This is a genomic window from Primorskyibacter flagellatus (assembly GCF_900176485.1).
Lineage (GTDB): Bacteria > Pseudomonadota > Alphaproteobacteria > Rhodobacterales > Rhodobacteraceae > Primorskyibacter > Primorskyibacter flagellatus.
Genome location: NZ_FWYD01000026.1, coordinates 13726 through 26321, shown reverse-complemented (window position 1 = coordinate 26321; position 12596 = coordinate 13726). Strand labels below are relative to the sequence as shown.

Annotated in this window: 11 protein-coding genes; 5 read left to right on the top strand and 6 right to left on the bottom strand. The window is 62.0% G+C overall.

The features are described from left to right. The first annotated feature begins 55 nt into the window (after positions 1–55). On the top strand, positions 56–1075 hold the full coding sequence (locus B8991_RS18715; RefSeq protein WP_084354757.1) for a M48 family metalloprotease: 1020 nt from the start codon (positions 56–58) through the stop codon (positions 1073–1075). A 51-nt stretch (positions 1076–1126) separates the two neighbouring features. On the opposite strand, the gene B8991_RS18710 is transcribed toward B8991_RS18715, so the two are convergent. From B8991_RS18710 to B8991_RS18685, 6 genes are all read right to left on the bottom strand, one after another. Then, positions 1127–1780, bottom strand: coding sequence for an SPOR domain-containing protein (locus B8991_RS18710; RefSeq protein WP_084354754.1), 654 nt, complete (start codon positions 1778–1780; stop codon positions 1127–1129). Between the two features lie 68 nt (positions 1781–1848). Continuing rightward, positions 1849–2481, bottom strand: coding sequence for a uracil phosphoribosyltransferase (gene upp / locus B8991_RS18705; RefSeq protein WP_084354751.1), 633 nt, complete (start codon positions 2479–2481; stop codon positions 1849–1851). Continuing rightward, positions 2478–3464 (bottom strand): adenosine deaminase, encoded by a 987-nt coding sequence (locus B8991_RS18700; RefSeq protein ID WP_084354748.1) that lies wholly within the window; start codon positions 3462–3464, stop codon positions 2478–2480. The genes upp and B8991_RS18700 overlap by 4 nt, the downstream gene beginning before the upstream one ends. Continuing rightward, a complete protein-coding gene (locus B8991_RS18695) occupies positions 3461–4669 on the bottom strand; it encodes a phosphopentomutase (RefSeq protein ID WP_084354745.1) in 1209 nt (402 codons plus the stop codon). The genes B8991_RS18700 and B8991_RS18695 overlap by 4 nt, the downstream gene beginning before the upstream one ends. Next, entirely contained in the window at positions 4666–5973 is a 1308-nt protein-coding gene (locus B8991_RS18690) for a thymidine phosphorylase (RefSeq protein WP_084354742.1), read from the bottom strand. The genes B8991_RS18695 and B8991_RS18690 overlap by 4 nt, the downstream gene beginning before the upstream one ends. Before the next feature lie 2 nt (positions 5974–5975). Further along, the gene (locus B8991_RS18685) at positions 5976–6383 is read right to left on the bottom strand and encodes a cytidine deaminase (RefSeq protein WP_084354739.1); all 408 of its coding nucleotides are present in this window, start codon (positions 6381–6383) and stop codon (positions 5976–5978) included. A 193-nt stretch (positions 6384–6576) separates the two neighbouring features. Between B8991_RS18685 and B8991_RS18680 the strand changes: the two genes are divergently transcribed. The 4 genes from B8991_RS18680 to gph all read left to right on the top strand — a co-directional run bounded on the left by B8991_RS18680 (position 6577) and on the right by gph (position 12557). Then, positions 6577–8856, top strand: a complete 2280-nt coding sequence (locus tag B8991_RS18680) for an NADP-dependent malic enzyme (protein WP_084354736.1) — start codon at positions 6577–6579, stop codon at positions 8854–8856. 491 nt (positions 8857–9347) lie between these two features. Beyond that, entirely contained in the window at positions 9348–11237 is a 1890-nt protein-coding gene (gene prpE / locus B8991_RS18675; RefSeq protein ID WP_084354733.1) for a propionate-CoA ligase PrpE, read from the top strand. Between the two features lie 94 nt (positions 11238–11331). Continuing rightward, positions 11332–11886 carry a thioredoxin family protein gene (locus tag B8991_RS18670; protein WP_084354730.1) on the top strand — a complete coding sequence of 185 codons (555 nt, stop codon included), beginning with the start codon at positions 11332–11334 and terminating at the stop codon, positions 11884–11886. Continuing rightward, entirely contained in the window at positions 11886–12557 is a 672-nt protein-coding gene (gph, locus tag B8991_RS18665) for a phosphoglycolate phosphatase (protein ID WP_084354816.1), read from the top strand. The genes B8991_RS18670 and gph overlap by 1 nt, the downstream gene beginning before the upstream one ends. Positions 12558–12596: the final 39 nt, after the last annotated feature.

Here is a 12596-nt window from a genome sequence, read left to right as displayed (position 1 = left end):
GCATGTCGTCGGCGTGCTAGCTTCCGCGCAATAATAAGCCAGAGCAGCCCGGATAATGACAGCGCTGAAGCAATACGACAGATTGGAGGCAAGCGGCCTCTGGCGGGCCACTGCCGACGATCAACGCCGCGAAGTCGTCGTGTCGCTGGGCGATGCCACGCTGACCATTTCTGACTTGCGGGACGTGGCACTGACGCATTGGTCGCTCGCGGCCTTGGAACGGGCCAATCCCGGTCAGTTTCCGGCCATTTATCACCCTGACGGCGACCCCGGCGAGACGCTGGAACTTAGCGAGGATGCCACTGTAATGCTCGACGCGATCGAGCGTTTGCGCAGGGTCATCGACCGTCGGCGCCCAAAACCCGGACGTTTGCGAATGGTGCTGACATTGTCGGCCGCAGCGGTCGTGGCTGCGCTGGCTTTTGTCTGGCTGCCGGGTGCCTTGCTGCATCACACCGTCACGGTGATCCCGGACGTCAAACGCTCCGAGATCGGTGAGGGCCTGCTGTCGCGCATTACCCGCATTTCGGGCCAAGCCTGCGCCGACCGCGCCGCGCAACCGGCGTTGCAGGCGCTGTCACTGCGCCTTCTGGACACGCCTGACAGATTGGTTGTTCTGCCCGACGGCGTGCGGGAAACCGCCCATCTGCCCGGAGGCACGATCCTGATGAACCGCGCTTTGGTCGAGGATTTCGAGGATGCGGACGTGCCTGCCGGTTACATCGTCGTCGAAGCGCTGCGTGCCGACCGTCAAGATCCATTGGAGGCGCTGCTGCGTTCCGCTGGTTTCTGGTCCAGCCTGCGTCTTCTGACGCGCGGCGAACTCACCCCTGAAACACTTGACGCACAGGCCGAACGCATCCTGACCGCGCCGCCCGACCCCCTGCCTGACGCAGAGCTGATTGCCGCCTTTACCAAAGCGAAGCTGCGCACCGCACCCTATGCCTATGCCCGAGACGTATCGGGCGAATCCGTGCTGGGCCTGATCGAGGCCGACCCCTATCCCACAGGGTCCGACACGTCAGTCCTGAGCGATAGCAACTGGATCCGCCTGCAAACCATCTGCGGGGGCTGAACGCCAGGCGATGAAAGTTGCCTTATTTCCGCTGCCCGGACGCGAAACGCCTCAGTCTCTTAAATAGGCGTCGCTGAAACCTTCGCCCCGCACGATACGCACCCCACGCTCCTGCGCGACTGTGCCATGAAGTGGCCCAGCCAAAACGACCTGATAATACACCCTGCCGCGCCGCCAGCGTTTGACTGTCACTGGCAAGCCGGTGCCGGCGATCTTCTGGACGGCTTCCTGCGCCGTCTTTTCACTTCTGAAAGATCCGGCCTGCACGAACCTGCCGGGCAATCCGTTCGGGTCGGGCGTGCCGGCAATATTGGGAATTGTCTGCGTCGCATTCCGCGCGGCTGTATCGCTGCCTGCGGCAGAACCCCCGGTGGCCGGTGCACGCCGCGCCATTGGCCTGACCTGCGGCGTCTGTCCGGCAAGGGTCGTCAGGCTTGGCACTGCGCCGCAAATCATCTGCCCGGACCGGGCGATGCGGGGTACCCAATCCTCGCGCCCGTCGTCTATTGAGCGCACGAAGATGCACCCCCGGCTGTCGACATATTGCGCGCCGGGAAATTCTGCGGGTGGCGCTTCGGCCGGGGCATGAAGCAGATCACCGGATGATGCACCAGCCCCCTGCCCGGCCGCTGTTCCGGCCCCTTGCCCGAAAGCACTGGTTCCAATGACCAGCACCGCCGATGCAATCAAACTCGCGATCTGCATATCTGTCCCCGCCAATATCTTGCCATTTTCCACACCGTCCCGAAGGTTCTCGACATCCGGCGATTGCTCTACTTGGTGCCGAACAACCGGTCTCCGGCGTCGCCAAGACCGGGCACGATATAGCCCTTCTCGTCCAACCGTTCATCCAAGGCTGCCGTCACGATTGGCACGTCCGGATGCGCCTCTTTCATCCTGGCAACCCCTTCGGGTGCCGCCAACAGGCACAGAAAGCGAATATTCGTCGCCCCTGCCTTTTTGAGCAGATCAATGGCCGCAACCGATGAATTGCCGGTCGCCAGCATCGGATCCACCGCAATCACCAGCCGGTCTTTCAGGCTGTCCGGCACCTTGAAGTAATACTGCACGGGCTGGAGTGTTTCTTCGTCCCGGTAAAGCCCGACAAAGCCGACGCGGGCCGAGGGGATCAGCTCCAAAACGCCGTCCATCAGCCCGTTGCCTGCCCGCAGGATAGAGATCAGCGCCAGCTTCTTGCCAGCCAGCATCGGCGCTTCCATCTCGGTCATCGGTGTCTCGATGGTCCGTGAGGTCATCGGAAGATTGACGGTGATCTCATAGGCGAGCAACTGACTGATTTCGCGCAGCAACTGCCGAAACACCCCGGTCGACGTGTCCTTCTTGCGCATGAGGGTCAGTTTATGCTGTACCAAGGGGTGCAAAACGACGTTCAGGTGATCGGTCATGCGGGCTCCAGTTTTTTCAGAATGCGGGCGCGGGTGGCGTCATCGCAGAACGCGGCGTTGGCGGCAATACGGCTAAGGTCGAGAAAATCATCCTCGTCCCAGCCAAACACCCGTGCGAGGTTATCATATTCCAGTGTCATCGTGGTGTGAAAGAACGGCGGATCGTCGGTCGAGACTGTCACTTTGACGCCGCGCGCGCGCAGCTTTTCAATCGGATGCGCAGAGAGGCGCGGATAGACCCCAAGCCGCACGTTTGACCCCGGACAAACCTCCAGAACGATGCCGCGTTCGGCAAGGTCATCGACCAGCGCCAGATCCTCTATCGCGCGAACGCCGTGCCCGATGCGTTCGACATGCAAATCGTCTATGGCCTCGCGCACCTCTTGCGGGCCGCGCCACTCGCCCGCATGGGTGGTCAGCCGCAGCCCGGCCTCTCGCGCCATGTCGAAGCTGTAGGCAAAATCGGACTGTTTGCCGATATTCTCGTCGCCCCCCATGCCGAATCCTACAATCCAGTCGCCCGCCGTCTCGGCGGCGCAACGCGCCACCGGCTTGGCGCGGTCCGGCCCGAAATGGCGGATGCAGGTGACGATACCCCGCAAGGTAACGCCGGTATCGCGCTCGCCTTCCTCCGCAGCCTCACGAATGGCCTGTAGATATTCGCGCCAGGCCCCGACATCGCCGCCGCCGCAGAAATCGGGGCTCAGGAAGGTTTCGGCATAGATCACGCCGTTTTCGGCGCTTTGTTCCAGGATGGCGCGCGTCAGGCGGGCGTAATCCTCGGGGCTTTGCAAGACCTGGGTGGCCGCTTCGTAGACGCTGAGAAAATGCACGAAGTCGCGATAGGCATAGCTGCCATCCTCGGCAAACACGCCCGTCAGGTTCACCGATTTTTCGGCCGCGAGCCGCCGGATGAACTCCGGCGGGGCGGCGCCTTCGTGGTGCAGGTGCAACTCCACCTTGGGCAGGGATCGAAAACTCATAGAAAACTCCTTCCGGGGCCGTGGCTGACCACGCCCAGATGATCCGCGACAGAAGCCGCCACATCGACAAATGAAACCTGCCCCACCGATCCAGTGTCCCGGCCCGCGATCAGAACCGGCACACGTTCGCGCGTGTGGTCGGTGCCAGTCCATGTGGGATCATTGCCGTGGTCGGCGGTTATCAGCAGCATGTCGGTGCCGCGAAGCCGCGGCAGCAGCCGCGCCAGCCTTGCATCGAACCATTCCAGCGCGCGGGCATAGCCCGACACGTCGCGGCGATGCCCGTAAAGGCTGTCAAACTCGACAAAATTGGCAAAGGTCAGGCTGCCTTCGGGGGCGTCATCGACCAGATCGGACAGATGTGTCATCAGCGTGGCATCGTCGCCCTTGCGGACCTCGTCAATCCCTTCCATCGAAAAGATGTCACCGATCTTGCCGATCCCGTAAACCTGACGCTCCGCATCCTGCACCCAGTTGGTCAAGACAGGTTCCGGCGGACGGATTGCGTAGTCGTGCCGGTTACCGGTCCGCTTGAAATGGCCCGGTTCCCCGACAAAGGGCCGGGCGATGACGCGGCCGACTTTCATCTCGTGCAGCGTCGGGGCCAGTTTTTCACATAGATCCAGCAGCCGATCCAACCCGAAGGTCTCTTCATGCGCGGCGATCTGGAACACGCTGTCGGCAGAGGTGTAGCAGATCGGCCAACCGCTTCGCATATGCTCTGCGCCGAATTCGTCCAGCATCACCGTGCCGGAGCCGTGGCAATTGCCCAGAATGCCATCCGTGCCCGCGATCTTGCAGACCTGCGCCACAAGGTCGTCGGGAAAGGCGGGCGTCTGTTTCGGGAAATAGGTCCAGTCCCAGGGCACCGGCAGGCCCGCCAGTTCCCAATGGCCCGACGGCGTGTCCTTGCCCGGAGAAACCTCCGTCGCGGCCCCCCAAAGGCCCACGGGTTCGGCACCCAGCCCCGGCACATTGTCGCCGGAGGCCAGCCGGACCGCCGCCCCCAAGCCCAACGCGTCGAGCGTAGGCAGGCGCAGCGGACCAGAGCGGCCCTCTTCGGCGCGCCCCTCGGCGCAGGCCTGTGCGATATGGGCGAGCGTATTGGCACCGGTATCCGGCACGCCATCATTGAAAAACGCATCCGCATCCGGTGCGCCGCCAATGCCGACACTGTCGATCACAACCAGAAAAGCGCGGCTCATGAGGTGATCCTTTCATGCACGAGCGGCGGCAGGTCGCGGGCCATATCGCCAAGGCTGATTGCGGCGCGCACCGCCACCTCTGCCGCATCGGCCTGACCAAGCCGTGCGGCATGGACACGCGCCAGTGGCTGTCCTTTCTCGACACGCACGCCAAGCCGCACGATGTCTGACAGCCCGACCGCAGGGTCAACCACATCGGTTTCCACCTGACGCCCGCCGCCAAGGTCGACCACCGCCAACCCCAAAGCTTCGCCGTCAATGGCCGTGACAATGCCGGACGCAGTGGCGGTGATCTCGCGGATCACCGGCGCTTCGGGCAGAAACCTTTGCCAATCCTCGACGAAATGAACCGGGCCGCCCATGGCATAGACCATCCGGGCGAACCGTTCTGCCGCGGTGCCTGACCGGATCGCCTCGGCGATTTTCGCTCTGCCCTCCTCCGCACTCGCGGCCAACCCGGCCGAGGCGAGCAGCGCGCCGCCAAGCTCTGCGCTCAACTCTCCAAGCGAGCCATCGTCAAGCCCGGTCAGCACGCGCAGGCTGGCATCCACCTCCAACGCATTGCCCAGCGACGATGCCAGCGGCTGGTTCATATCGGTGATCAGCGCCGTGGTCCGGCACCCTGCCGCATTGGCGGTCTTGACCAGCGCCTGCGCCAGCGCGCGCGCGTCCTCGGGGGTCTTCATGAACGCCCCCGTGCCCAACTTGACGTCCAGCACCAGCCCGTCCAGCCCCGCCGCCAGCTTCTTGGACAGGATCGACGCGGTGATCAGATCAAGGCTTTCGACCGTTCCGGTCACATCACGGATGGCATAGAGCCGTTTATCGGCGGGGGCGATATCGGCGCTGGCGCTGACAATGGCCGCGCCGGTGTCGCGCACGACCTGTCGAAGCCGATCCTCGTCCAGCGCCGTGACCAGCCCCGGAATAGCCTCCATCTTGTCAAGCGTGCCGCCCGTGTGGCCCAAGCCCCGACCCGAGATCATCGGGACATACGCCCCGCAGGCCGCCAGCGCAGGCGCCAGCACGAGGCTGACGCAATCGCCCACCCCGCCGGTGGAATGTTTGTCGATCACCGGCGCGCCCAGATCCCAGCGCAGCACATCGCCGCTGTCACGCATCGCAAGGGTAAGCGCCACGCGATCCTCCTCGTTCAGCCCACGCAGACAGACGGCCATTGCAAAGGCACCTGCCTGCGCGTCCGACACCGCCCCATCGGCCAGACCTTGCGTGAACCACGCCAATTGCTCTGACGACAGCGCCTGTCCCTTGCGCAAAGCGGCATTCACGGCACGGGCATCCATGCTCAGGTGCCGCCCGACTCTGATCGGCCCATATGCTCTGCGCCGAAAGCACCGGGCAACAGTTCGGCAAGGGTCATCGCCTGTTCGGTGCCATCAGTTGTGGCCATCGTCACGCGCACATCCCCCGCGCCGAATTCCGCCAGTTTCTGCCGACAGCCCCCGCATGGCGTCACCGGCATCGGCGCATCGGCCACCACATAGACCTCTGCCAGCCGTGCGCCGCCCGCAGCGATCATAGCAGCGATTGCACCGGCCTCGGCACACGTTCCTTCGGGATAGGCGATGTTTTCAACATTGCAGCCCAAATGGACGGTGCCATCGGTATCGCGGATCGCGGCCCCGACCTTGAACCCCGAATACGGCGCATAGGCCCGCTCCCGCACATCCAACGCTGACTGTCTGAGTGACATCTGTCCTCTCCCCCGCATCCACCAGTCCGGCAATGGTGCGTTAGCGCGCCGGGGGATTGCAAGCCTTCCCTTGCTGCGCCTGTCGAAACAGCGACTGTTCGCATTTATCAAAAGGTGTTTCGCGCTGTCCATGGTTCCGCTTCACCCGACAGTGGTTTAAGCCTGACGTAAAGACACCCGGAGGATGGATCCCATGGCCGACAATCCCAGCGAGACAGCACGGCAAGCCGCGCTCGACTATCACGAGTTTCCCAAACCCGGAAAACTCGAAATCCGCGCGACCAAGCCCATGGCCAACGGGCGCGATCTGTCACGGGCCTATTCGCCCGGTGTCGCAGAGGCCTGCCTTGAAATTCAGGCCGACAACAGCACCGCTGCCCGCTACACCGCACGCGGGAATCTTGTCGCCGTCGTGTCCAACGGCACCGCGGTTCTGGGGTTGGGCAATATCGGGGCGATGGCGTCCAAACCGGTGATGGAGGGCAAGGCCGTCCTGTTCAAGAAATTCGCGGGCATCGACTGTTTCGATATAGAACTGGACGAAACCGATCCCGAGAAACTGGCCGATATCGTCTGTGCGCTGGAGCCTACTTTCGGTGCCATCAACCTTGAGGACATCAAGGCACCCGATTGCTTCATCGTTGAAAAGCTGTGCCGCGAGCGGATGAATATTCCGGTCTTTCACGATGACCAGCACGGCACGGCCATCGTTGTGGGGGCTGCCGCCACAAACGCGTTGCATGTCGCGGGCAAGGCGTTCGAGGACATCAAGATCGTCTCCACCGGTGGCGGCGCGGCGGGCATTGCCTGCCTCAACATGCTGCTGAAGCTGGGGGTGAAGCGTGAAAACGTCTGGCTGTGCGACGTGAACGGGCTGGTCTATGAGGGCCGGACCGAGGACATGAACCCGCAAAAAGCAGCGTTTGCACAAGCCTCTGACAAACGGACGCTGGCGGAAGTGATCGAAGGGGCTGACCTGTTTCTGGGCCTGTCCGGTCCCGGCGTATTGAAGCCTGAACTTGTCAGCCAGATGGCCAAACGCCCAATCATCTTTGCCCTTGCCAACCCGACGCCGGAAATCATGCCCAACATCGCGCGCGAGATTGCACCGGATGCAATCATCGCCACCGGGCGCAGCGACTTTCCGAACCAGGTGAACAACGTCTTGTGCTTTCCGTTCATCTTTCGCGGCGCATTGGATGTGGGCGCCACCGAGATCAACGACGAGATGAAAATCGCCTGTATCGAAGGCATCGCGGAACTCGCCCGTGCCACAACCAGCGCCGAAGCCGCTGCCGCTTATCAGGGCGAGCAACTGACATTCGGTGCCGATTATCTGATCCCGAAACCCTTTGACCCGCGCCTGTCGAGCATCGTGTCTTCTGCCGTGGCCCGCGCGGCGATGGAGACCGGCGTGGCAACACGCCCGCTTGATGACCTGGAGGCCTACCGCCGCAAACTGGATGCCTCGGTCTACAAGTCCGCCCTGCTGATGCGCCCGGTGTTTCAGGCGGCAGCGACGGCCAGCCGCAAGATCGTGTTTGCCGAGGGCGAGGACGAGCGCGTGCTGCGCGCCGCACAGGCCATTCTGGAAGAAACCACGGAACTGCCGATCCTGATCGGTCGCCCCGAGGTGATTGCCGCCCGCTGTGAACGGATGGGACTGGAGATCCTTCCCGATCGCGATTTCAGCATCGTGAACCCGGAAAACGATCCGCGCTATCGCGACTATTGGGGCAGCTACCACGAAATCATGGCGCGCCGCGGCGTTACCCCGGACGTGGCCCGCGCGATCATGCGCACCAATACCACGGCAATCGGGGCTGTGATGGTCCATCGCGGCGAAGCGGACAGCCTGATCTGCGGTACGTTCGGCGAGTTCCGCTGGCATCTGAACTACATTTCCCAGATCCTCGGCACCGAGACGCAAAATCCGCTGGGTGCGCTGTCGATGATAATCCTTGAGGACGGGCCGCTATTCGTTGCGGACACGCATGTCTGGTCACTGCCCACGCCGGAACAATTGGCAAAGACCGCGATTGGCGCTGCACGGCATGTGCGCCGTTTCGGTATTACGCCGAATATCGCGTTCTGCTCTCAGTCGCAATTCGGCAACCAGGCCCAAGGCTCCGGCAAACGTCTGCGCGACGCGATTGCCATACTCGACCGGGAGCCGCGCGATTTCAGCTACGAGGGCGAAATGAACGTCGATGCTGCCCTGAACCCCGAACTGCGCGAGCGTCTTTGCCCGCAAAATCGTTTGGAAGGCACGGCGAATGTGCTGATCTTCGGTCATGCCGACGCCGCCTCGGCAACACGCAATATCCTCAAAGTGAAAGCCGGAGGGCTGGAGGTTGGCCCGATCCTGATGGGCATGGGCAACCGCGCCCACATCGTGACACCCTCGATCACGCCGCGCGGGCTGCTCAACATGGCCGCCGTCGCGGGCACCCCGGTGTCGCATTACGGCTGAGGTCCCGCAGCGCACGCGCAGACCGAAACCTGTGCGGTTGTCGTGTCTCTTTCAGAACAACCGATCACCGGCTCCTGTGGGGGTCGGTGATTTTTTGTATCCGGTCGTTTGGCTGAAATGGCTCTTGTACTGCCGCTGAACCAAGCCATTTTGCACGAGGCGCGGCCGCTCTTTCTGCCGATCCGGTTACTCAAATCCGTTCGCGCGCCCCTGGGTTCCATCTTGCAACGATGCTGGACAGCCCGGCATGATGACCACATCCATGGTCAACACTGATCCGGTCGATGATTTGCACAACAGCCAAGGGATTTGCAAACTGGCCAGTAATTTGCATTTAATCGTCAAACATTGAGTGCTTTGCAAAAATTTGCAGTCCTATAATCCCAATTTCTGCAAATATTGCGCGCCATTCTGACGCTGCAACCGCTAACATGCTTGTTTGAATTGCCCGCTTGCCCGTAACACCATTTCAGCTTTTGAGGAGGAATACCATGGCATACAAGGACGTGTACGACAGCTGGAAGGCCGACCCGGAAGCATTCTGGATGCAGGCTGCGGAAGCCATCGACTGGGACCGCGCGCCCAGCAAGGCGTTGTTCGACAAGGGCGATGACCTTTACGAATGGTTCGCGGATGGCATGGTCAACACCTGCTGGAACGCGGTTGATCGCCATGTCGAGGCTGGGCGCGGCGATCAGGCGGCGATTATCCATGACAGCCCCGTCACGCGGTCCAAGCGCGAAATCACCTATGTCGAGCTGCGCAATCGCGTCGCCACCCTTGCCGGTGCGCTGCGTGCCAAGGGGATCGAAAAGGGCGACCGCGTCATCATCTACATGCCGATGATCCCCGAAGCACTGGAGGCGATGCTGGCCTGCGCCCGCCTTGGCGCGATCCATTCTGTGGTTTTTGGCGGATTTTCCGCAAGCGAACTGGCGGTGCGAATCGACGACGCCAAACCCAAGGCGATCATCGCCGCCTCCTGCGGGATAGAACCGGGCCGCGTGGTGCATTACAAACCCCTGCTGGACGGGGCCATTGATCAGGCTGCGCACAAGCCGGATTTCTGCGTGATTTTTCAGCGCGAGCAGGAAGTGGCACATCTGGAGGAGGGCCGCGACTACAACTGGCACGGCTTTCAATACGGTGTCGAACCGGCGGAGTGTGTGCCGGTCGAGGGCAATCATCCGGCCTATATCCTTTATACCTCTGGCACGACGGGCGCGCCCAAAGGCGTGATCCGCCACACCGGCGGGCAGTTGGTGGCGCTGAACTGGTCCATGAAAAACATCTATAATGTCGATCCGGGCGATGTGTTCTGGGCAGCGTCCGATGTCGGCTGGGTCGTCGGCCACAGCTATATCTGCTACGCGCCGCTGATCCACGGCAACACCACCATCGTGTTCGAGGGCAAGCCCGTCGGCACTCCCGACGCAGGCACGTTCTGGCGGATCATCGAAGAATACAAGGTGCGCAGCTTCTTTACCGCGCCCACCGCCCTGCGCGCTGTCAAGCGCGAGGATCCCAAGGGCGAATTCGTCAAGAAATACGACCTGTCGCATTTGCAGGCCGTCTATCTGGCGGGCGAGCGCGCCGATCCGGACACGATCGAATGGGCGCAGAAGGTTCTGGACAAGCCGATCTACGATCACTGGTGGCAGACAGAAACCGGCTGGACCATCGCAGGCATGCCCGCAGGGATCGAAAAGCTGCCCGTGAAGATCGGCTCGCCCTCGGTTCCGATGCCCGGCTATGACGTGCAGATCCTGGACGAGGCGGGCCAACCGGTAAAATCCGGAGAGCTGGGTGCCATCGCGGTCAAGCTGCCTCTGCCTCCGGGCACGTTGCCGACCCTGTGGAATGCCGAAGACCGGTTCCGCAAATCCTACCTTGATCACTTCCCCGGATATTACGAGACCGGCGATGCCGGCATGATCGACGAGGATGGCTATCTTTATATCATGGCGCGCACGGATGATGTGATCAACGTGGCGGGCCATCGCCTGTCCACCGGCGGCATGGAAGAGGTGCTGGCCGCGCATCCGGACGTTGCCGAATGTGCCGTTATCGGCGTCACGGATCAACTTAAGGGACAATTGCCCATGGGCTTTGTCTGCCTGACCAAGGGCGTGAACCGGCCGCATGACGAAATTACGGCAGAATGCGTCAAACTGGTGCGCGAAAAGATCGGTCCGGTTGCGGCGTTCAAGCTGTGCCTTGTCGTGGACCGGCTGCCCAAGACGCGGTCAGGCAAGATCCTGCGCGCCACGATGGTCAAGATCGCCGACAGTGCAGAGTTCAAGGCCCCCGCGACGATCGACGACCCGGCAATTCTGGACGAGATCCGCGACGCACTGACAACCATCGGATACGCGAAGTAGGTCCCGACACCGGGCGGCTCTTCCGGGCCGTCCGCCTTGCGTTTTGCAAGGACACATAGGACAGTTGCAGCCTCAAACCCTACAGGAGGTTTCCGTGGCCACAACGCCCCCCTTATGTGATTTCGGTTGGCCTGCCGCCGACTTCACCTTGCCCGGCACCGATGGCCGGCACCATGCGCTAAGCGATATTCGCGGCCCGAAAGGGATGCTGCTGATGTTCATCTGCAATCATTGTCCCTATGTCATTGCGGTGCGCGACAGGATCGTGCGCGACGCGCGTGATCTGGAAAAGCTGGGGATCGGCGTGGCGGCGATCTGTTCCAATGATGCCGAAAGCCATCCGGCTGACAGCTTCGACAATATGGTGAAATTTGCGGCGGATGCCGGTTTTCCCTTCCCCTATCTGCATGACGCGGATCAATCCGTGGCGCGCGCCTACAACGCGGCCTGTACGCCGGATTTCTTCGGCTTCAATGCCGATTTGCAGTTACAATATCGCGGACGGCTGGATGCCTCGCGCGCGCGCCCTGCCAAAGCGGACGTGCGCCGCGATCTGTTTGAGGCAATGCGCGAAATAGCCGAAACCGGTCTTGGACCGCCTGAACAGATCGCCTCGATGGGGTGTTCGATCAAATGGAAAGCCGCCTGATGGTCGCAACAATCGCCTTTGATCTGGACGGGACACTGATCGACAGCGCGCCGGACATCGCACATGCCGTAAATGCGATGCTGACTGAGGAAAGCGCCGAGATGTTGACGCTTGCCGAAGTGACCGGTTTCATCGGCAACGGCTTGCCACATCTGGTTAAACTGGTCGTCGAAGCGCGCGGCATGGACATGGCACGACATGATGCCCTGACCGCTTGCGTCTTGGCCCATTACACCAGGGCGGGCAGCGCCTACACGGTGCTTTATCCACAGGTCCGGGCGGCATTGGATGCGCTTTCAACGTCAGGACACCGGCTGACTCTTTGCACCAACAAACCAGAGCGCGCCGCGCGTGACGTGCTGGCACATTTCGGGTTGGAAAGCCTGTTTGCCACGGTTATCGGAGGTGACAGTCTGACAACGCGCAAACCCGATCCGGCGATGCTGTTCGCAGCTCTGGGGGACGATGGCCCGCCGATTTATGTGGGCGACAGCGAGGTGGATGCCGAAACGGCGCAGCGCGCGGGCGTCAACTTCCTGCTCCACACCGAAGGCTATCGCAAAAGCCCGGCAGAGACCCTGCCCCACGCTGCCCGCTTCGATGATTTTGCGCAGCTTCCGGCCCTTGTCACACAGCTTTTGGCGCAGGACTCGGCATGCCAAGCCCGATAGCTGTCCTCACATATGGCGATCAAATTCGAAAAAAACCGC

What these genes read in the sequence shown, in the direction of transcription:
- B8991_RS18715 (WP_084354757.1), top strand. Translation starts at nt 56, where the DNA reads ATGACAGCGCTGAAGCAATACGACAGATTGGAGGCAAGCGGCCTCTGG.
- B8991_RS18710 (WP_084354754.1), bottom strand. Translation starts at nt 1,780, where the DNA reads ATGCAGATCGCGAGTTTGATTGCATCGGCGGTGCTGGTCATTGGAACC.
- upp (WP_084354751.1), bottom strand. Translation starts at nt 2,481, where the DNA reads ATGACCGATCACCTGAACGTCGTTTTGCACCCCTTGGTACAGCATAAA.
- B8991_RS18700 (WP_084354748.1), bottom strand. Translation starts at nt 3,464, where the DNA reads ATGAGTTTTCGATCCCTGCCCAAGGTGGAGTTGCACCTGCACCACGAA.
- B8991_RS18695 (WP_084354745.1), bottom strand. Translation starts at nt 4,669, where the DNA reads ATGAGCCGCGCTTTTCTGGTTGTGATCGACAGTGTCGGCATTGGCGGC.
- B8991_RS18690 (WP_084354742.1), bottom strand. Translation starts at nt 5,973, where the DNA reads ATGGATGCCCGTGCCGTGAATGCCGCTTTGCGCAAGGGACAGGCGCTG.
- B8991_RS18685 (WP_084354739.1), bottom strand. Translation starts at nt 6,383, where the DNA reads ATGTCACTCAGACAGTCAGCGTTGGATGTGCGGGAGCGGGCCTATGCG.
- B8991_RS18680 (WP_084354736.1), top strand. Translation starts at nt 6,577, where the DNA reads ATGGCCGACAATCCCAGCGAGACAGCACGGCAAGCCGCGCTCGACTAT.
- prpE (WP_084354733.1), top strand. Translation starts at nt 9,348, where the DNA reads ATGGCATACAAGGACGTGTACGACAGCTGGAAGGCCGACCCGGAAGCA.
- gph (WP_084354816.1), top strand. Translation starts at nt 11,886, where the DNA reads ATGGTCGCAACAATCGCCTTTGATCTGGACGGGACACTGATCGACAGC.